The 18881-nt window shown below is 66.0% G+C and carries 14 protein-coding genes; 8 read left to right on the top strand and 6 right to left on the bottom strand.

Annotated features, from left to right (window positions below):
• Position 1: 1 nt before the first annotated feature.
• The gene (locus ABD115_RS03435) at positions 2-1108 is read right to left on the bottom strand and encodes an Hsp70 family protein (RefSeq protein ID WP_343958227.1); all 1107 of its coding nucleotides are present in this window, start codon (positions 1106-1108) and stop codon (positions 2-4) included.
• A 337-nt stretch (positions 1109-1445) separates the two neighbouring features.
• Between ABD115_RS03435 and ABD115_RS03430 the strand changes: the two genes are divergently transcribed.
• The 3 genes from ABD115_RS03430 (at position 1446) to ABD115_RS03420 (ending at position 6402) form a co-directional block, all read left to right on the top strand.
• Positions 1446-2966, top strand: a complete 1521-nt coding sequence (locus ABD115_RS03430) for an IniB N-terminal domain-containing protein (protein WP_343958225.1) — start codon at positions 1446-1448, stop codon at positions 2964-2966.
• A gap of 86 nt (positions 2967-3052) precedes the next feature.
• Positions 3053-4918, top strand: a complete 1866-nt coding sequence (locus ABD115_RS03425) for a dynamin family protein (protein WP_343958223.1) — start codon at positions 3053-3055, stop codon at positions 4916-4918.
• Entirely contained in the window at positions 4915-6402 is a 1488-nt protein-coding gene (locus ABD115_RS03420; RefSeq protein ID WP_343958221.1) for a dynamin family protein, read from the top strand. Before ABD115_RS03425 ends, ABD115_RS03420 begins: the two co-directional genes overlap by 4 nt.
• Before the next feature lie 44 nt (positions 6403-6446).
• On the opposite strand, the gene ABD115_RS03415 is transcribed toward ABD115_RS03420, so the two are convergent.
• From ABD115_RS03415 to ABD115_RS03400, 4 genes are all read right to left on the bottom strand, one after another.
• Positions 6447-7064 carry a hypothetical protein gene (locus ABD115_RS03415; protein WP_343958219.1) on the bottom strand — a complete coding sequence of 206 codons (618 nt, stop codon included), beginning with the start codon at positions 7062-7064 and terminating at the stop codon, positions 6447-6449.
• Positions 7065-7066: 2 nt separating this feature from the next.
• Complete coding sequence (locus ABD115_RS03410; protein ID WP_343958217.1) at positions 7067-7834, bottom strand: DsbA family protein; 768 nt, start codon at positions 7832-7834, stop codon at positions 7067-7069.
• Between the two features lie 359 nt (positions 7835-8193).
• Positions 8194-8352 carry a hypothetical protein gene (locus ABD115_RS03405; RefSeq protein WP_343958215.1) on the bottom strand — a complete coding sequence of 53 codons (159 nt, stop codon included), beginning with the start codon at positions 8350-8352 and terminating at the stop codon, positions 8194-8196.
• 778 nt (positions 8353-9130) lie between these two features.
• Complete coding sequence (locus tag ABD115_RS03400; protein WP_343958213.1) at positions 9131-10351, bottom strand: glycoside hydrolase family 3 N-terminal domain-containing protein; 1221 nt, start codon at positions 10349-10351, stop codon at positions 9131-9133.
• Between the two features lie 141 nt (positions 10352-10492).
• Between ABD115_RS03400 and pdxS the strand changes: the two genes are divergently transcribed.
• From pdxS to ABD115_RS03375, 5 genes are all read left to right on the top strand, one after another.
• On the top strand, positions 10493-11383 hold the full coding sequence (pdxS, locus tag ABD115_RS03395) for a pyridoxal 5'-phosphate synthase lyase subunit PdxS (protein ID WP_343958211.1): 891 nt from the start codon (positions 10493-10495) through the stop codon (positions 11381-11383).
• A 34-nt stretch (positions 11384-11417) separates the two neighbouring features.
• Positions 11418-12047, top strand: a complete 630-nt coding sequence (locus ABD115_RS03390) for a LysE family transporter (protein ID WP_343958209.1) — start codon at positions 11418-11420, stop codon at positions 12045-12047.
• A gap of 156 nt (positions 12048-12203) precedes the next feature.
• Positions 12204-14465 (top strand): LuxR C-terminal-related transcriptional regulator, encoded by a 2262-nt coding sequence (locus tag ABD115_RS03385; RefSeq protein WP_343958207.1) that lies wholly within the window; start codon positions 12204-12206, stop codon positions 14463-14465.
• Between the two features lie 103 nt (positions 14466-14568).
• Positions 14569-15651 carry an oxygenase MpaB family protein gene (locus ABD115_RS03380; RefSeq protein ID WP_343958205.1) on the top strand — a complete coding sequence of 361 codons (1083 nt, stop codon included), beginning with the start codon at positions 14569-14571 and terminating at the stop codon, positions 15649-15651.
• The gene (locus tag ABD115_RS03375; protein WP_343958203.1) at positions 15648-17519 is read left to right on the top strand and encodes a glycerophosphodiester phosphodiesterase family protein; all 1872 of its coding nucleotides are present in this window, start codon (positions 15648-15650) and stop codon (positions 17517-17519) included. The genes ABD115_RS03380 and ABD115_RS03375 overlap by 4 nt, the downstream gene beginning before the upstream one ends.
• On the opposite strand, the gene ABD115_RS03370 is transcribed toward ABD115_RS03375, so the two are convergent.
• On the bottom strand, positions 17417-18787 hold the full coding sequence (locus ABD115_RS03370; RefSeq protein WP_343958201.1) for a YibE/F family protein: 1371 nt from the start codon (positions 18785-18787) through the stop codon (positions 17417-17419). The genes ABD115_RS03375 and ABD115_RS03370 overlap by 103 nt on opposite strands.
• Between the last annotated feature and the right edge of the window lie 94 nt (positions 18788-18881).

Here is an 18881-nt window from a genome sequence, read left to right as displayed (position 1 = left end):
GTCACCACGCTCTGCTTGCTGGGTGCGGCGGTGTGTGAGGGACGCGGAGCGCCTGCCTGCCCGAACTCCGCGGCCTTAGAAATCTTCTCCAGGCGGACCAGGCGCGCTTGCTCTCATTCACACCTTGGTTCAACGCGTTCGCACCCTCCGCTATCACCATGCCTAGGTTCTCAGGGACGTGGACGTCGAGTTCGAGATCTGCCGACAGTCGCTGGGTGAGGAGCGGCATTGCGGCGAGCCCGCCCGTGATGAGTGCCGCCTGTACTTCCTTGGGTGACTGCTCGATCGCTGTGCGCACCATGCTCACTATCGTGTCTGTCCACGGGGTTGCGAGCTCGTCGAGTTCGCTTCGCGCAACCAGCACCGGGTGAGCCGATCCCGGAAGATCTAGCTGCAGCGACGCCGTCGAACGCTGCGACAGTGCCTCTCGCAGCTGCCGGCACTCAGCGAGCGCGACTTGCGCCGCGGAAATGGTTGCCGCGTTGCGCGTATCGATCTCATCACCCACGTTCTTGAGACCGACCACAAGATGCCTGAGCACGGCTGCATCGAGTGCATCCCCGCCTTCTCGGTGAATAAAGGTGGGACTCAGCAGGGCGTGTGGTCTTGCCTGGCACTCTTGCACCACAACGACGCTGGTGAAACTTCGACGCGCGTCGATGACCACCACCTGCTGCGGCAGGGAGGCGCCGTTCAGCCGGTAGCCCGCGACCGCGGCCTCAGCCGCGTTCACGAGCGAAACGTTCATGCCGTGCGTGCTGAATGCCGCGTTGATGCGGCTGAGTACCTGTGGCGACCACCATCCGGGCACCGCGAGCATGAGCTCCCCCGCGAGGCCCAGTTCGGTGGTGAGGCTCAGTTGCTGCCCCGCGAGACTACCCGCGCGAAGGGTGGCGGCGAGACGCGCGGCATAGAGCTCCGCCGCGTCCTCAATCACGGTCGTGGGCTCACCGTCGGCGCCGACGCCAACGAGTACTAGGGGGAGAGCATCACCTATGCGTACGAGGAGATCGCTGTGCTGCGAGACCGGCTTGTCGCGCGGCTCGAACGGCAGGCGTTCTCCAGAACTCAGTGTGATGCGAGACGTGCCCGCTGCAATGCCAACCATATGCTCCCCCGTGTGCAGCCCCCCGACTGCGCTGATGTATATCGCGGCGCCAGCTCCATGCGTTGCGACGCTCGACGCAAGGCAGTGCCGCGCTACCCCGTATATGAACGATAGCCGCATGAGGTCAGAAATACCGCACTCCTAACTACCGATCTTGTGCTTCGAATCCCCTCATCTATCCCCTAATCACCCATCATGCTTGGGGCCCTGCACGGATGGTGCATCGGGAGGCGATCAGGGGGGCCCTCCCCGTCGTGTTGGGGGTGCCTGCGAACTTACAGTTGCCTAGGCGCTCGCCGAATTTGCGGTGGGCCAGATCAGACCCAAGGAGCACGTAGTGTCAGTTACATCAACGGAGCTTCTCCGTTTCATCCTCGGGCTGCTCGGTGACTCGGCGAAGGCAGAGGAGTTCATGGCAAACTCCTCTGACGCGCTTGCATCGGCAGGCCTTGCGAACCTCACTTGCGCAGACGTCGACGCGATCACCCCGGTGCTCGCAAATGCGTCGCAGGGCGCGGTGGCAATTGCTGGAGTGGGTTCGACCCCGGCTGAAATGGTGCAGCATCTCATCCAGAACGTTGCCGTGAGCAACTTCGATAACAGTGGAATCATTCAGAACGTCTGGTCTGCCGGCGAGCTGCGTCAGGCGTTCGCAAGCGACGGTGGCCTCGCCTTCGGCGGCGACTTCCAGACTGACGCCCCGATTATCACCGGCGACGGCAACATCGTCGCAACCGACACCGCTCAGGCGTCGGGCCGTGACACCATTCAGAACCAGGGCGATGGCAACCTCGCACTCGGTGGCGACCAGACGATCGCGCAGGATACCGGTGTGATTGCGGGCGGCGACGCACTCGCACAGGGTGACAAAGTCGGCGGCAACAACAACGAAGCTGAGAACACCGGCAACCAGTCTTCGATCTCGTTTGGTGGGAACAACAACGCGGCAGAGAACACCGGGAACGACAACTCGGTCTCGATCGGTGGGAACAACAACGCTGCTGAGAACACGGGCAACACACTGTCGGTCGGCGACGTCGCGGTGGATCTGTCTGACCGCTCTGATAACTCGGTGAGCGTCGGCGGCAACCAGAACAACGCCGAAAACACTGGCAACACGGTCGGCGACGTTGCGGTGGATCTGTCTGACCGCTCTGACAACTCGGTGACCATTGGCGGCAACAACAATGCCGCGGAGAACACCGGGAACACCTCATCAATCGGCGGGAACAACAACGCTGCTGAGAACACCGGCAACACCCTGAACATCGGTGATATCGCGGTGGACAGCTCCGAGACCATCGGAGGCGACTACTGGGAGAACGGCTCGAATACCGGTGGCATCGGCAACATCGACAATCGTAACCAGGGCAACACGACTGACTCAGGCAACACTGTTGCGATAACCGAGAACCACGACATGTCGACAAACTTCGGCAGCATCGCGCTCGATCTGTCGGACCACTCTGACAACTCGGATCATTCGAACAGCTCCGACAACTCGACGAACACCGTGATCGACGATCACTCGGTGACCACGGGTGACACGTTCACCGACTCGTCGACCACCTCTGGCGACCTCGCGATCGACCTCTCCGACCACTCGGACAACTCGAACAGTTCAACGAATACCGTGATCGATGATCACTCGGTGACGTCGGGTGACACGGTCATTGATGCGTCGACCGAGACCACGGGATACGTTTACGACGATCACACCTACAACGCGGGTGACACCTATACGGATGCGTCTTCGAGTTACGGCAACTACTACGAGGAGGGCTCGGGCAACTCGAACGTGACTGAGACCACGGTCGCGCCGGTGACGACCGACTACTCTTACACATTCGGCGCGTAAGAGACTCTGACCAAGCCCGAGGGGCCCGCGCTGCCGCGGTGCAGGCGAGCGGGCCTCTTCGAGCATCCCCACCACAGAGGAACCCCATGACTCACCCCACGCAGGCGGCCACAAGCCTAGCAGCGGTCATCGACGAGATGACAGCGACGGCGCAGCGATCAGGGCGACCTGACCTTGCAGAACGTCTTGCTGCGGCCGCAGCCTCGGTCGCCGACTCCAGCGTTCGTGTGGTCGTAGTCGGGCAGTTCAAACAGGGAAAGAGCGCCCTGGTGAACGCACTCGTCACCGCTCAGGTCTGCCCAATCGACGACGTGATCGCGACCTCGGTGCCGACGGTTGTGCGGTGGGGAGAACGGCTCACCGCCACTCTCATCACTGAACTCACCGGAGAGGACCAGGTGATCCGCACCGCCATCGACCCCGCCGAACTCCGTGCGCACGTCACGGAACTAGCCGGTGACACGGGCACCTTCGGCAACCTGCGCGCAGAGGTGACCCTGCCGCGGCGGGTGCTCGAGTCGGGTCTCGTGTTCGTGGATACTCCGGGTGTCGGGCGCACCCAGTCGCGGGCGGCCACCAACCTCACTCTCCTGCCGCAAGCAGACGTCGTCGTCGTCGTGACCGACGCGACCCAAGAACTTACCGAGCCCGAGCTTGCATTCCTCTCGCACGCAGCGGAGTTGTGCCCCCGCCTCACCTGCGTGGTGAGCAAAAGCGACCTGCAACACAATTGGCGCGCCGTCGTCGAAGCAAATACCGAGCACCTCGTCGCCGCAGGAATCGAAGCCCAGATGCTTGTCACGTCGGCAGTGATTCACAATCTCGCCGTGCAGCGGCAGGACCGAGAATTGCTCGCCGAAGCGGGTGTGACCGCGCTCGCCAGGCACCTGCACAGCCAGTGGAGCTCGGTGCTCGCAGAGCGCTACCGTCTTGCGGTCGAGGAGATCCGCTCCGTGGGCGGCCTGCTCGCAATGGTGGTGAATGCCGAACTCGAAGTGCTCGCGAACCCCGAAAACGGGGCCGCGGTGATCGTGGACCTCACGCAGGCTGAAGAACGCGCCGAACGCCTCACCAGGCAATCGGCGAGGTGGCAGCAGACGCTGGCTGACGGGTCAATCGAACTCATTGATGACATCGAGTTCGATCTCAGAGACCGTCTTCGCGCGGTCGGGCGTGAGGCCGACCAGCTCATCGAGAGCAGCGACCCGGGCAAATCCTGGGACGACATCGGAACCTGGCTTGCAGAGTCCGTGACTCAGGCTGTCGCAGACAACTTTGTCTGGGCGCACACCCGAAGCATGCACCTCGCTGACGTCGTTTCGCAACACTTTGTGATTGACGGAAGAGCTTCGGTGCCGGGGTTATCACTCGCGGGAAGCGAGAAGGCACTTCGCGCCATTGGCAGCCTCGACTACGTGGAGTCCGACGCGCTCTCCATCGGGCAGAAACTCATGATCGGCCTCAAGGGCTCTTACGGTGGAGTGCTCATGTTTGGACTCATGACCACGCTCGCCGGCATGGCGCTCGTCAACCCGATCTCGGTCGCTGCCGGCCTCATTATGGGTGGGTTCGCATACCGCAACGAGGCAAAACAGCGGCTCGAACATCGACGCAATGAGGCGAAACATGCTGTTCGCCGGCTCATCGATGAGGCCATCTTCCAGGTGAGCAAGGAGTCGCGGGACCGTTTGAATGGTGTGAAGCGAGTGCTGCGCGACCACTTCATTTCGGCCGCCGAGGATTTCAAGCAGTCGCTCGCTGAGTCGATGCGCCGTGCCAAGAGCGGAGCGGCCATGCCGCCTACCGAACGGGCGACACGTGTCGCGAAGCTGCGTCGCGAACTGCGCGAGCTGCAACTGCTCGGCGACCGCGCCGACGCGTCGCTCGCCGGAACACCGAGGGTCTCTGAGACTGACGGCCAGCCCGTCGTTCAGGAACGGCGGGCACTATGAGAAACCCGACTGAGTCTGCGACGTCGTTGGTGAACGCCGCGCGACGGCTCTACCCTGTCACTGACGATGTGCATGCGCAGCTCGACGCCCTCGAAGCACGCCTCACCGAACCATTGCGCGTCGCGCTCGTGGGATCGGTGAAGGCAGGCAAATCCACGCTGCTCAACGGACTCATCGGCGAGCGCATCGCCCCCACCGATGCCAGGGAGTGCACCCGTGTCGTCACGCGCTACGAGCACGGCCGTGTGCCACGGGTCACGGCACACCTGCCACACGGTGAAATCGTCTCGATCCCCGCGCGACGACAGAGCGACCGGCTTGAGCTCGACGTCGCGGGCCTGAGGCCCGAAGACGTGAGGCAGATCGATGTCACTTGGCCGGCCGAAGGCATCGCCGGTATCACCCTCATTGACACCCCTGGCACCGCATCAGTCACACAAGAGGTCTCACGGTGCACCGACCAATTCCTCCTACCCGAGGAGGGGGCAGCTGGCGCAGATGCCGTCGTATACCTCCTCCGATCCCTGCACGAGACCGATGTGAGATATCTGCGGTTGCTCAAAGAACGCACGAGACACGGCAACGCGGCAATAGGAGCGATTGCCGTGCTTTCGCGCGCTGACGAACTCGGATCGGCCCGTCTCGACGCACAGGTCGCCATCAACGAGACCGCAAATCGTCTGCGCAACTCGCCAGAACTCGAGGGAATCTGTGAAACTGTAGTTCCAGTCGCAGGACTACTCGGCCTCGGTGCAATCACCATGAAGCAGGCCGACTACACAACGTTTGTGCGTCTTGCAGCGCTTCCCGCAGCCAAGACCGACGCCGTGCTGCTCACTGCCGAGCGCTTCATCACCGCACGCTCGACCGAGCTACCCGCCGAGCGTGAGCGCAACGACCTTATCGAGAGGTTTGGGCTGTACGGTATTCGTCTCGCGCTCGCCGCAGTGCGAGGTGGTATCGAGGATGCCGGTGCGCTCTCTGCCGAACTGCTCAGGCGCAGCGGTCTCGATGAGCTCAGGCGTGTCATTGACGTACACTTCACCGGGCGGCAAGCCGAGCTCAAAGCACAGTCAGTGGTGTTCGCGCTGCACCAGTTGCTACGGCACCATCCTGCTGAGGGAACAGAGGAGTTGCTCGCGTCTGCTGACCAGCATATGGCTACCTCCCACACATATGCGGAGATGCAACTTATTGGCCGCATCTCGAGCGGGCGCCTCGACCTACCCGGCCCCCTCACCGAAGAACTCGAACGTCTCGTCGGGGGGAGTGGTGCGAGTGCAGCCTGCCGACTAAACCGCGACGCGGACGCCACTGGGCCTGAGCTGAAATTAGCGGCGGTGGATCATCTCTTGCGATGGCGCGAGCTCCGCGAAAACCCGCTGCTCGACCGGAGCACCTCGATGGCCTGCGCGATCGCAGAGCAGAGCTGCGTGCGCCTCATTGCAGGGCTCGAAGAAAACGCCGAGGGCGCGTTCGCCTGAATGCGGGCCGCCAGGTCATTCCGTTGCGCCGCGGGAACCCGGCCTCACTCGCTGTCGCCCGCACGCCCGGTCACCGCGTCTGCGAGCACAATCGTGCGCCGTTCCTCGCTTTGACGCAGCCATCGAGTCACCCGAGGGGTGCAGATCAGCACGGTAGCGAGCAACACCAAGCAGCAGGCGGTTGCGCTGAGCGCAAAGTCCCAAGCGCTCGGCTCTCTGAGTACCAGGCCGACCCCGAGCGCCAGAATAACCGCGATGCTCGCCACTGAGAACGTCACGCGTGCCGCGCCGCTTCGTGCCCGAATACACGTGCTTAGGCTCATCGCCTGCACGACCAGCGCGACGATAAGCGACGCCGCTGCAAGCGCGAGCAGCACGCTGGCAGCCTGCTCCACACTCTCCTCCGAATATTCCGTCGTAATGTCGTCTGGGAGTGCCGTGACAAGGTATGCGCGAAGCGCATCGAGTGTCATCCAACCGCCCACGATCGATGTGAGGGCGCCAAGCGCGGCTGCGACAATCAAGGCCGCCGCGACAACCGTGCGCTTAGGTCTCGCAATGAGCGTCTCAGCGTTGAGGTTCGACAAAACTGCCGGTCGTTCCGGTAGATTTCTGCGCTCCGTCTCCCAGGAGATCGGCGCGGGGTCAGGGTGTTTCGCCATGGTTACTCCGCCAATTGTTCGATTGCATATTGCACTTCTTCGAGCCCCGGCATGGTTTCTTTACCGTCGGCGCTACGCAGAATTGTTACGTCGTTGACACGAATCGTCGGGGTTGACGTGACGTCCGCGTCAATCGCCGCGTCGAGCGCCTGCGCAGCCCAGCTCTCAAACGTACGATCCGCGATGCACGACACCGCATCTGCGACCCCTGCTTGCTCCGCGAACTCCGTGAGTTGATCATCGGTGAGGCCGGTGGCACCCTCCTCTGGTTGGTTCGCGAGCAACAGGTCATGCATCGCGATGAATGCACCCACTCCGCCGAGATCAGCGACACACGCCGCAGCATTCGACGCGCGCTGCGTGTACTCGTCAGGGGAAGCATTCACAAGGAACGCAATGGGGCGATATTCGACGTCGATCGTGCCAGCGGTGACCTGTTCTGCGAGGTAGTCGGCCGTCTCATCATGAAAGACCTTGCACGAGGGGCAGAGGAAATCCTCATAGATGGTCACGGTGACTGGATTTCGTCCCGCGGCGGCGTCGGAGGTGTGCAGAAAACCGAACTGCTCGGTCGAGTTCTGCGGTGCTGCGACATCGCTGTCAGCCGTTCCGGACGTCGCGAACTGCAACCACAGCACCGCTGCCGCGGCAACCACCGCGATGAGTGCGACGAGCACTTTGAACACGAACTTGCTGCGGCCGCTGCCGTGAAGGTGTTCGTCGCGGATCTTATCAGCGAGCGCCTGACGGCCTTCGTGTCGATCGCTCAAGCGCTGATCCTCCCGTCGTGAAATGGACGTCTTCAGCGTACCAATTGGGCGTGGCCGTTGGGCGGCACCCCGGTTCTCATTGGAAGGGCTACACCTAAGGTCGTCGGTTACGACACCTACGACTGAAAGGCGCTGCGCTTCCGTGCTCGCACGCTACCGCCACCCGACCCTTGGCGACCGAATCGAGATTGAATTCCGTCTCGCAATAGGCGACACCAAAGCCCAGAGCGCGCGCATGCTCGGTGTTCACCGCACCACGATCTGCCATGAACTCCGCGGGACTTCCTAGCGGCCCGAACGCGGGCACGCGCACGCAGGGTCTGTGGGGCTGCTGAAGGCCTGATTAAGTTCAGAGTGTTTTATGCTGCCAGCCTGGTGGCATCGACCGGTGTCAGGCGGCCCAACCCACGCTGGCGACGTTTCCGGTGATACTCGCCCTCGATCCAAGCCGCGATCGCGAGCTTGAGCTCATGCTTCGTTGCCCAGTACTGCCGATCGAGCACACTCTTCTGCAGCACCGAGAAGAGCGATTCTATCGCCGCACTGTCACCAGCACTGACCTTCCCATCCACCTCACAACGGGTGACGTCTCAAAGCGCAACGGAAATTCTTCGAACCAAGCTGAGGCCCGCGGTCTGAACGGATCACAACATGTGACGGGTACCCGCGCTGCACGACGGCGTTCTCCTACGCCCTGACCGCGAGCGAGGCTTTGATCCGGTCATCGACCGCGCATCTTTGATCGAGCAGAGATACAACTTGCCCTCATGCGCGGTCGGATGCTCGATGAGATCGGCAATCCCGCACTCGTTTGGCGCCCCTTGTTCTTGTGCTGATGCATGGTTCCATTCTCTTTCCCAAAGCATGAAGTCTCTGAAAGCACCTGGGTCAGTACCAGTAGGCGTTCAGCGGGATCCAACGGCTCATACCGAGATCAAGAGCGATCATTTTCAGTGTCTCCGTGGTTTTGTGTCGTTGTACCGCTTCCTGGAACACTAGGTCGGTCGAACGCGGCACAGGGAAAGGCGCCTTCTTGCCCGAACCGATTCCTCGGCATGTTAGAGCCAGCGGGCGAAACCGAGTAGTCGGGTGAACAAGAACGGGCATCAGTAGATCTGGGGCAAGCTTCGAACCCTGCCGCCTACTACCAAGGCTCTTCTCACCCACTCACCTCCCCGCTGCGCTCGGTATCGGATCTGCAGGAGATCGCCCGGATTCGATCTCTTGGGGCCGATCGACGGCGGATTAGCGATTGAGCGCAGGCATTCACTGGTTGGTGCGGCGGGCTCGGCTCCGCTAGCGTGCCTCCGCGAGCTCGAGCCGCAGTTCGGTGACCCTGGTCGCTGCCTCGCGCAGCCGCGCGTCAGGGAGTGTGCCAGCCTCGGCAGCTGCGGTCACCCCGTCGACGAGGGCGGCGACTCCCGGCGCGTCCATGCCGATGACGGTGAGCGCCAGGTCTGCGCCGGCGGCGAGTGCAGCGACGGTCGTCGCGGTCGCATCTTGGTACTCGGGCACCCCGCTTGCGCGCAGCATGCCGAGGTCGTCGGTCACCGCCACCCCGTCGAACCCCAGCTCGTCTCTCGCCAGCGCGTACCACTCTGGCGCGAGCGAGGCCGGAGCCAGTGAGAGTGACGGGTAGCTGAGGTGGCCGAACATCAGCAGCTCGGCGCCCGCGTCGATGCCTGCGGCGAAGGGCAGCTTGTCGTTCGCTCGCCAGGCATCGAGCGAGAGGTCTGTGCGCGGAATGCCGGAGTGAGAGTCGTCGTCGGTCGCCCCGTGGCCAGGGAAATGCTTCAGCGTCGAGGCCACAACGCCGCGCTCGCCGGCAACCGCAGCGGCAACGCGCGGGGCTGCCTCGGCCCCGGTCGCACCGAGCGTGCGCTGGTAGATGAAGCTCCATTCGGCTGAGGTGACGTCGGCGACAACGCCGAAGTTGACGTTCACGCCGCTCGCGCTGAGCAGGGCCGCGCGCTCCGAGAACGCGGCGAGCGTCGCCTCGGGCGGCTCCGATCGGAGCGTATCTGCGCCAGCCAGTGTGTCCCACGGCAGCCGCGTGACGAGCCCGCCCTCCTCGTCGATGCCGACGAGTGGCGGCAGCTCGGGGTCGACGGTGAGCTGCGCGGTGAGCCCGGCGAGCTCCTCTGCCGTGCCTGGCACGTTCGCTCCCATGAGAATGAACCCGCCGATGCCGGTTCCTGCCATCAGCTCGCGCAGTTGCCCAGGGTCGGTCGTCGGCACGCTCGCCATGATCACCGCTCCGGCGAGCTCCCTGGTCGAGGCGGCAGCCACCCACTCGGTCGCTCGCGCGTGCCGCTGCTCGGCGGCGGTTGGCGGCTTTGGGGCGGGCTGCGTATCGTGTGTCGGCTGCGGTGTGGGGGAGGGCTCAGGCGCGCAGCCCGCGAGCGCGGTTGTGGCGATCGCAGCGCATCCGAGCAGCGCGCGGCCCAGCCCGCAGGCAAAGCCGCCGCGACGGCCCGCCCTGCCGGCAAAACCGGTGCGCTGCCTGTGTGTCTGCATACCGAGAGTCTATGCCCGGGGTGCGGCCCCGGGGCCCGTGCACGGTCGACACAGGGGTCGCACGACCAGTCAAAGTGGTCTATTCGAATTTGCCCCAAGTGGGCCTTGTGGTAAACCAAAATGCTCGAAAGGGTTGACGGTATGAACTCACGAACCGAGACCAACAGCATTGATTTTTCTGCCATCACCGATCGCTTTCGCGGGGGCGTCATCATGGACGTCGTCACGCCCGAACAAGCGCGCATCGCCGAGCAGGCCGGCGCAGTCGCGGTCATGGCGCTCGAGCGGGTGCCGGCAGATATTCGTGCCCAGGGCGGGGTTGCCCGCATGAGCGATCCCGATCTCATCGACGGCATTCGCGCCGCGGTCTCGATTCCCGTCATGGCCAAGGCGCGCATCGGGCACTTCGTCGAGGCGCAGGTGCTCGAGGCGCTCGGCGTGGACTTCGTCGACGAGAGCGAAGTGCTCTCTCCCGCGGACTACGTGCATCACATCGACAAGCGAGGGTTTCGCGTGCCGTTTGTGTGCGGCGCCACGAACCTAGGCGAGGCCCTGAGGCGCATCGCCGAGGGGGCCGCGATGATTCGCTCGAAGGGCGAAGCGGGCACCGGCGACGTCAGCGAGGCAACGAAACACATTCGCACGATTCGCGCGGAGATCGCGAGCCTTGCGAGCCTCGCGCCCGACGAGCTCTTCGTGGCGGCGAAAGAGCTGCGTGCCCCCTACGAGCTTGTCGCTGCGGTGGCGCGCGACGGGGCGCTCCCCGTGCCGCTGTTTACCGCGGGCGGGATCGCGACACCGGCCGACGCCGCGATGATGCTGCAGCTCGGGGCCGACGGTGTGTTCGTCGGCTCGGGCATCTTCAAATCGAATGCCCCTGAGCGCCGCGCCGACGCGATCGTGCGCGCCGCTCAGAACTACTCCGATGCCGCGGTCATCGCTGACGTCTCACGCGGCCTCGGGGAGGCAATGGTTGGCATCAACGTCGCCGATCTGCCGGCCCCGCACAGGCTGGCCGAGCGCGGCTGGTAGCCCCGCGCGCTGCGACCGCGCGTACACTGTGCGAGTGTCGTTCTCGCTCTGGATCTCGCTGCTCACCGCCTGCGTGGTGATCAGCCTGACTCCGGGGGCCGGGGCGATCAACACGATGTCGAACTCGCTCGCGAGCGGGTGGCGTCGCTCGCTGTGGGGCATCATCGGCCAGCAGCTCGCGCTGATTATTCACATCGTGATTGTCGCCGCGGGAGTTGGCGTCTTTGTAGCGCGCTCCCCGGCGGTGTTCGCAGCCATTCGCTACGCCGGCGCGGCCTATCTCGTGTACCTCGGTGTGCGGATGATCTGCGCGCGGCCGCGGGCCGCAGACCCCTCGGAGCCGGTGAGCGTGGTGCCTCGCATCACGAACCGGGCGATGCTGGTGCGCGGGTTTTGGGTGAACCTGCTGAACCCGAAGGCGATCGTGTTCTTTCTCGCCTTCATTCCGCAGTTCGTGCGTATCGATGCCCCGCAGTTACCGCAATACATGCTCATAGCCGGCACCGTGATGGCGGTTGACATCGTCGTGATGTGGCTGTTTTTTGCGGCCGCCGCGCGGCCCTTTGGGAGGTTCGCGGCGACCGCGCGGGGGCAGCGGGTGCTGAACACGGTGTTCGGGGCGCTCTTCGTTGGAGTCGCGGGTTTGCTTGTGTTTATCCACTAGTTCGTATGAGACTTGTATCCTTCAGCTATGAAGCTAGGGGGGAGGGGGGGGTCGTTGGAGGGCGAGCACGGCGCGGCGTCGCGGGCCGCGGGAGAACACCCGCGCGGGCCAGCGGGCTCGCGAATGCCTCAGGCTCCGCCAGAACTGCCCTCGCGCGTGCCTCTCGGCAAAGCGGCGCTCACCGCAGTGCGCGACGGGGCCACCGTCGTCGTTTGCGGCCCGCACGGGGCAGGGCGATCCACGCTGCTTCGCCGGCTGGCTGCGCGCACGGTGGCGCCTACCGCAGCACACACCGCAGCGCTCACGGCGGCGCGCGCCGAACCCTGCGCGCCGCAGGGTGGCGCCATCGAACTCCAGGGCAGCGCGGCGCTCCAGGGCACCGCCTTTGCACACCTCGCGGCGCTGGCCACTCGACTGCCGGAGCTCGCGGGGTACGCGGCGGATCCGCTCACGAGCATGGGAAGGCTCCGCGCGCGCGTCGCTGCCGGCCGCGTGACGGTCTTCGTCGACGACGCCGAGCACCTCGACGAGCCCAGTGCTGCGGTGCTCGGGCAGATCGCGATGCTTGGCGGGCTGCAGCTCGTGCTCGCCACGACGAGCCTTTCGGCGCTTCCAATTGACCTTCGGCAGCTCTGCGACCGCGGCAGCGCGGCGGTGACGCGGCTCGGCGAACTCGACACCGACGACGCCAGGGTGCTGCTCGAAGCGCGCCTGGGGCAGCCCGTCAATGCGAGCGCCGTCACCAGGCTGATGGAGGCAGCGGGGCCGACCGCCGCGGCGCTCGCACGCGTCGCTGACGAGGCGAAGCTTGCGGGTCAGCTCGTGAGTTCGCGCGGTTATCTGGTGCTCGTGCCTGCGCACCTCGCGCCCGGGCCGGTGGCTGGCGCTGCCTCGCGCCCTGCGGCGGCGACACTGCCCCCTGCGGCGGATCCTGTGCCCCCAGCGGTGGCCCCCCACGCCGTCGCAGCCAACTCGGAGGCGCCCGATGCGGGCCGCGCTGGTGCCGATGGGCGCGCGGCCGACCTCGCCGGTGCGAGCTCGGCGTTTTACGCGGGCGATTGGGCGAGTGCGCTCGCACTGCTGGGCGAGCTCGACGAGGCTGCAACCCCAGACGCGCGGCTACTCGCGGGCCGCATCGAGATACTCTCGGGCGACCCCGAACGCGGCAGGCTACTCCTCACGGCGCGCACCGACGACACCGAACAGTTTCGTGCGATGAGCGCGCTCTGGCTCGCGCACGGGGGCGACGGGCTCGACCCGGCGGCGTTTGGTCGCTGGGCGATCGAGCCGGGCTTCCCAGCGGAGCTGCGGCTCGCGTTTGTCGCCGCGCTCGTCGTGTGGGACTGCTATGGCGGCGACCCAGAGGCGGCGCTCGAACGCGCATTTGCGGCCCTTGAAAGCCCCGACTGGCGCTATGCCGAGGGCGAGGAGCGCGGTGCGCTGCTCTACGCTCTGCACCTCGCGATGCTCTGTGAGGGCTCCCACGAGCTCGGGCACGCGCACCGTGTTGCCGACATCGACTGGGATTCCCTCGCGCTCGATCACGGCATATTTATTGCGGGGCGTGCGCAGGTAGCCCTCGAGTACGGTCGCGTCTCTGAGGCGCTCGAGCTCGTCGAACAGGTGCTCGCGCTCACCCAGTTCAGCGACCCGCATGCCATCGCCGGGTTCGCCGCTGGCATCGGCGCTGCCGCCGCCACGATGCTCGAAGACACCGACCGGGCGCGCGAGCTGCTCACGCTCTACCACCAGGGAGCCGCCGCGAGCGGCCAGCTGCTTCGCCCCGAGGCCGAGCGGCTCAGCATCGCTTCGACGCTCTGGGTCGAGGGCGAGGCAGCCGCCCGCCAGCTCTTTCAGCGGCTACGAGCCCGCGCGGTCGCGGCCGAGCAGCACTTCCTGGTGATGCGCCTCGAGCACGACGCGTGGCGGTTGCGGCTCACTGATTCGGTGGATGCGCTCGCAGCTGCCGCCACGGGTGTCACCGGGCAGCTCGCTGGCTCGCTCCGGGCGCTGCCAGACCCGGCCCTACTTGAAGACATTGCCAGCACTCAGCACGCCAACGGACGATCGATCTACGCCGCAGAATTTCTCGCGGCGGCCGCGACCGCCGAGCGCGCAGCGGGCAACCGTACACGCTCGCAGCAGTTGCTCGCCGAAGCCGCGGAGCTTGCCGACGGGCTGCCTGGCGTGAACACGCAGCGCATCGCGCGGGTGCGGATCGACCCCGCGAAGCTCAGCGCTCGCGAAGCAGAGGTGTGCGTGCGCGCGGCCTCCGGGCTCACGAACGCCGAGATCGCCGACGAGCTCTTCCTCTCGCCGCGCACCGTCGAGGGGCACCTCCAGCGTGCCTACACGAAACTCGGCGTCAGTGACCGACGGCAGTTGTTTCTGCCGTACCCGGCGGCAGAGCCTACCTGATTCGCGGCGCTGGGGTACGCAGATCGTTGCGTTAGGGCGATCGTCGGGGGAGAGTTAAGCGTTTGCGGCGGCCAGCCGTAGTCGTGCACCGAAGGACCGAGCCATGATTGATCAACCCTCCACGCCCCCCGCACTACCCGAACCGGCGCCCGCCGCGCCGGCGCCCGCGGGGCAGGCCGGGCCCACCGGGACCACCGCGCCCACCGGGCAGGCAGCGCCTGCCGCGCCAGCACGCGCCGACGCAACCGACGTAACCGACGCAACCGCGGCCGTGCCTCGCGGGAGCTGCCCGCTCGGGCACGGGGCTGGGGAGGCCGGCAGTGGCGGATCCGCCGCCCTCGCAGAATCGCTCCGCGCCGCCGCGCGCTCCGACGATGGCTACTTCGGCCCAGACAGCGTGAGCTGGCGCGTGTTCGCCGACCCTGCGACGAAACTCGGAGGCGTCGCCGCGGTGCTGCTGCAGTCGCTGAACCCGATGATGATGCGGTTGTTCGCCGAGACCAGCGACTACGCGACCGACATTGAGGGGCGCGGCGAACGCACCGGGCTGTACCTCGACACGCTCGTCTACGGCGATCGGCTGCACGCAGACGCCGCAGCCGAGGCGGTGAACCGGCTGCACGCGAACAGCGTGTGGACCGACCCGAAGACGGGCCAGACACTGCGTGCCGACAACGAAGAGTGGCTCGCCTGGACTCATAACTGCCTCATCTACGGTCTGCTGCGGGCCGCTGACTCGTTCGGGCTTGAACTCACCGCCGCGGAGCAAAACCGCTTTATCGTCGAGCAGCACGCGGCCGCGACACTGGTTGGCATCGAGGCCCCCGAGTACCTGCCGAGCACGCGCGCGGAGCTCGACGACTACATCGACGACAACCGCCACTGGATGGCGCTGACGCTGCCGGCAGCCGAGATCTCGCGGTCGCTGCGCAAACCCTCGCTCGCGGGCAACCCCGTCACGACCTGGATCACCGTGAACGTGCAAGACGGCATTCTCTCGCTGCTGCCCGACTGGGCGCTGTTGCTGTTCGGCATCGAGGGGCGCCCAATGAACCTCAGCGCGGCCGCGAAGACGACGAGGCGCATCATTGACTCCGCCCGAAAGAACTCCTCGACTGCTGACATCATCGCCGAGGTCACCTCCCGGGTCGAGACCCACCCATATCGCAAGGCAAGGCGGGCATGACCCGAATTCGTCGGATCCGCCGCATGACCGCACTGCTGCTCGGCGGCGCGGCGATGCGGCTCCGTGCGGCCGGGCTCCCGCTGCTCGCGGCGATTCTGCTCACCCAGCTCGCGGTGTTCGCGATCGTGCTCCCGGTCAACCAGTGGCTGTTTCGTGAGGCGCTGCGCGCCGTCGGGCATTCGGGGCTCGATCTCGCCGCGCCGATCCGCCCGGAAGGGGTGCCGTTCACCATCGCGCTCATCGCGCTCATCGTGCTCATCGCGTTCTGGGCGATGGCGCTGCAGTTTGTGCTCTTCACCGTGTTGCTCAGTTCGACGGGCGAGCGCCCGGCCGCGCGCGAGCAGCGTCGCCACCTCGCGCTCGTGCTCCGAAAGATGCTCCGCCCGAGTGCGCTCCCGCTCATCGGGTACCTGTTCTTCCTGCTGCCGCTGACGGGCTTCGGTTTCACCTCGCTGCTCGCCAAGGGAATCGCGATTCCGCCGTTCATCTCGGGCGAGCTCGGCAAGACTCTCACGAGCTGGCTCGTGCTCGTGCTGTTTCTCTTCGTGCTCGGGTCTATCAACACGCGCCTCGCGCTCACCGTGCCAATTTTCGCGCTCACGACCGCGACCGGCGGGCGCGCATCGCGCCTGAGCGTGCGGCTCACGCGCGGCGCTGCGCCCGAGTGGGGAATCGTGTTCGCGGTCGCCACGGTGCTCGCGCTCGCGGCGCTCGCCGCCGTCGCGCTGTTCGTCGTCGCGCTGCTGCCGACGCTGCTCGCCGACACGATCGCTCCGGGCGCGGCGCCAGCGGTCGCCGCAGTGTCGCTCGGCGTCGCCCAGCTCATCACCCTCGTGCTCACGGGCGGTGCGACCGCCGCAATCGCCGCCGTGCTCGTGCACGCCTTTGGGGTGCAGCGGGCGAAGCTGCCGGCCGATGTGCGCGAGCTCGCGCCGAGCGGGGCAGGGGGCGCTGAGCGCTTGGCGCTAAGCGGGCGAGTAGCGCGGGGCGGGCGGGGAGCGGTCGTGCTCCCCGCGCTGATCGTGTGCGCTGCGGTTGCTGGATCCGCGGCATTTACCGCCGCAGGGTGGAACACACTGCACCGCCTGCACGCCGCGCCCGACACCCTCGTGCTCGCGCACCGCGGCTTCTCCGATGGCGGCGTCGAGAACACGATCGGCGGGCTCGAAGCCGCCGCGGCCGCCGGCGCCGATCTCGTCGAGATGGACGTGATGGAAACGAAAGACCACCGCTTCGTCGTGATGCACGACGCGAATCTTGCGCGGCTGGCGGGGGAGCCCGCTCGGGTCGCCGACCTCACACTCGCGGAGCTCACCGAGGTCGCGGTAACCGACCTCCACGGAAACGCAGGCACGATCCCGTCGCTCGAGGAGTACCTGCTGCGCGCGGCCGAACTCGAGATGCCGCTGCTCGTGGAGATTAAGCTCGGTGGCAACGACAGCCCCGACCATGTGGAGCGGCTCGTCGCCGAGATGGAGGGGCTCGGGGTGCTCGACGACCACATGTACCACTCGCTCGATGCGGCGAGCGTCGAACGGTTGAAGCGACTCAGGCCAGACCTCACCGTCGGCTACACCATGGCGTTTGCGGCCGTCGAGGCGCCGCGCACCGACGCCGACATGATCGTGGTCGAGCAGTGGACGGCGACCGACGAGGTGCAGCGGTCGGCGGAGCGCGCCGGCCTGGGGTTCTTCGCCTGGACGGTCAACGACACCGGCTCGATGCGCGACCACCTGCGCCGCGGCACCGACGGCATCGTCACCGATCACCCCGACGAGGTCGTGCGACTGCGCGGGGAAATGGCGGATCGGAGCGGGCTTGCCGCGGTGCTGTTCGACGCGCTCGCCAGGTTCGTGACGCTGGGGTAGGTTTCTTCCGGGGGCTTTGCGAACATTACCGCAAGGGCGGTGGTGACCGGCATCGACAGGACGAGCCCGGCGGCGCCGATGAGGGTGCGGATGACCTCCTGGGCAATCTGCTCCGAGGTGATGAGGTCCATGAGGTCTCGCGGGTAGGTGTAGATCAACAGCAGCACTCCGAGCATGGCCCCCGCGTAGGCGAACACCAGCGTGTAGATACTCGAGGCGATGTGGTCTCGACCGATGCGCATCGCCGACAGGTACAGCCTGCGCTTCGGGGCCTGCGGGTTCAGCTCACGCATCTCCCACACCGCCGACGCCTGCGCGACGGTGATGTCGTTGAGCACGCCGAGACCAGCGATGACAATCGTTGCGGTGAGCAGATCGTTCATGTTGAGGCCGGGCACCGCGATTGCCAGGCTCGCGTCTTCGGTGGAAGCTATCCCGCTGAACCGGAGCCACCTCGTGGTGACGAACCCAGCGCCCGCCGTGAACACGATGCCGAATATCGCCCCGAACAGGGCAGCAGTGGTGCGGTGCGAAACGCCGTGGGCGAGGTAGAGCACGAGCGTCATGATGCCCACTGAGCCAGCGACGGCGACAGGAACCGGTGGTTTGCCTGCGAGCACGGCGGGGAGCACGAACACGATGAGCACTCCGATGGCCGCCGCGACCCCGACGAGCGACAGCGCGCCGCGCCACCGACCGACCCACACGACGATGAGTGCGAACACGATCGCAACCGCGAGCATCTTGCCGCTGCGGGGGTAATCGTAGAAGTAGTAGTGCGTCTGCGACTCTCCGGGGGCGCCGCTTTCGCTCGCGATCACCCGCACGCTGTCTCCGGGCTGCGGGGCGACGTGGTGGAAGTTCGCCGGGTCGATGGTGAAGCCTATCGGTTTGCCGATCGGGAGCGTCGCCCGCACTTCGAAGCAGTCGCTCGCCTCGGGGGCCTCACCGGGCTGCTGGCCGGGCTGTTCGCCGGGCTGCTCGCCGGGCTGTTGCTGGATCAGGCTCCCCGCGGTCGGGGCGCCGCTGTTTGCGCACGGTATCGGCGTGAGGTTAGTCACACGAACTTCGAGAATCTTGCTGCTCGGCTGCACGGTTTCAGCCTGCACGCGAACGTCTGCGGGGTCTGGCCAGAGCGCGATGATGGCGGCGGTTGTTGCGAGCAGCAAAGCAACGAGAATGCCCCCGAGGAGCAGGTTGAGGCGCCGGCGGGCCCGCTTGCCCGGGTCGCGGGGGAGCTGTGCATTGGGCGCGGGGCTGGCCATCATGCATTAATGATATTGGTTTTCATTTGCCTTTGGCTAGGGCGGGGCGCGGTTCGGGGCGCGGGCGCGGGCGTGTCTGTGCTGGTCGGCTTCGCGT

The organism is Leucobacter albus (assembly GCF_039528015.1).
Lineage (GTDB): Bacteria > Actinomycetota > Actinomycetes > Actinomycetales > Microbacteriaceae > Leucobacter > Leucobacter albus.
This window is presented reverse-complemented; position numbering and strand designations above follow the sequence as displayed.

Excerpts from the sequence above, each read along its gene's own strand:
- ABD115_RS03425 (WP_343958223.1), top strand. The coding sequence starts at position 3,053 with ATGACTCACCCCACGCAGGCGGCCACAAGCCTAGCAGCGGTCATCGAC.
- ABD115_RS03380 (WP_343958205.1), top strand. The coding sequence starts at position 14,569 with ATGATTGATCAACCCTCCACGCCCCCCGCACTACCCGAACCGGCGCCC.
- pdxS (WP_343958211.1), top strand. The coding sequence starts at position 10,493 with ATGAACTCACGAACCGAGACCAACAGCATTGATTTTTCTGCCATCACC.
- ABD115_RS03400 (WP_343958213.1), bottom strand. The coding sequence starts at position 10,351 with ATGCAGACACACAGGCAGCGCACCGGTTTTGCCGGCAGGGCGGGCCGT.
- ABD115_RS03435 (WP_343958227.1), bottom strand. The coding sequence starts at position 1,108 with ATGGTTGGCATTGCAGCGGGCACGTCTCGCATCACACTGAGTTCTGGA.
- ABD115_RS03375 (WP_343958203.1), top strand. The coding sequence starts at position 15,648 with ATGACCCGAATTCGTCGGATCCGCCGCATGACCGCACTGCTGCTCGGC.
- ABD115_RS03420 (WP_343958221.1), top strand. The coding sequence starts at position 4,915 with ATGAGAAACCCGACTGAGTCTGCGACGTCGTTGGTGAACGCCGCGCGA.
- ABD115_RS03415 (WP_343958219.1), bottom strand. The coding sequence starts at position 7,064 with ATGGCGAAACACCCTGACCCCGCGCCGATCTCCTGGGAGACGGAGCGC.
- ABD115_RS03370 (WP_343958201.1), bottom strand. The coding sequence starts at position 18,787 with ATGATGGCCAGCCCCGCGCCCAATGCACAGCTCCCCCGCGACCCGGGC.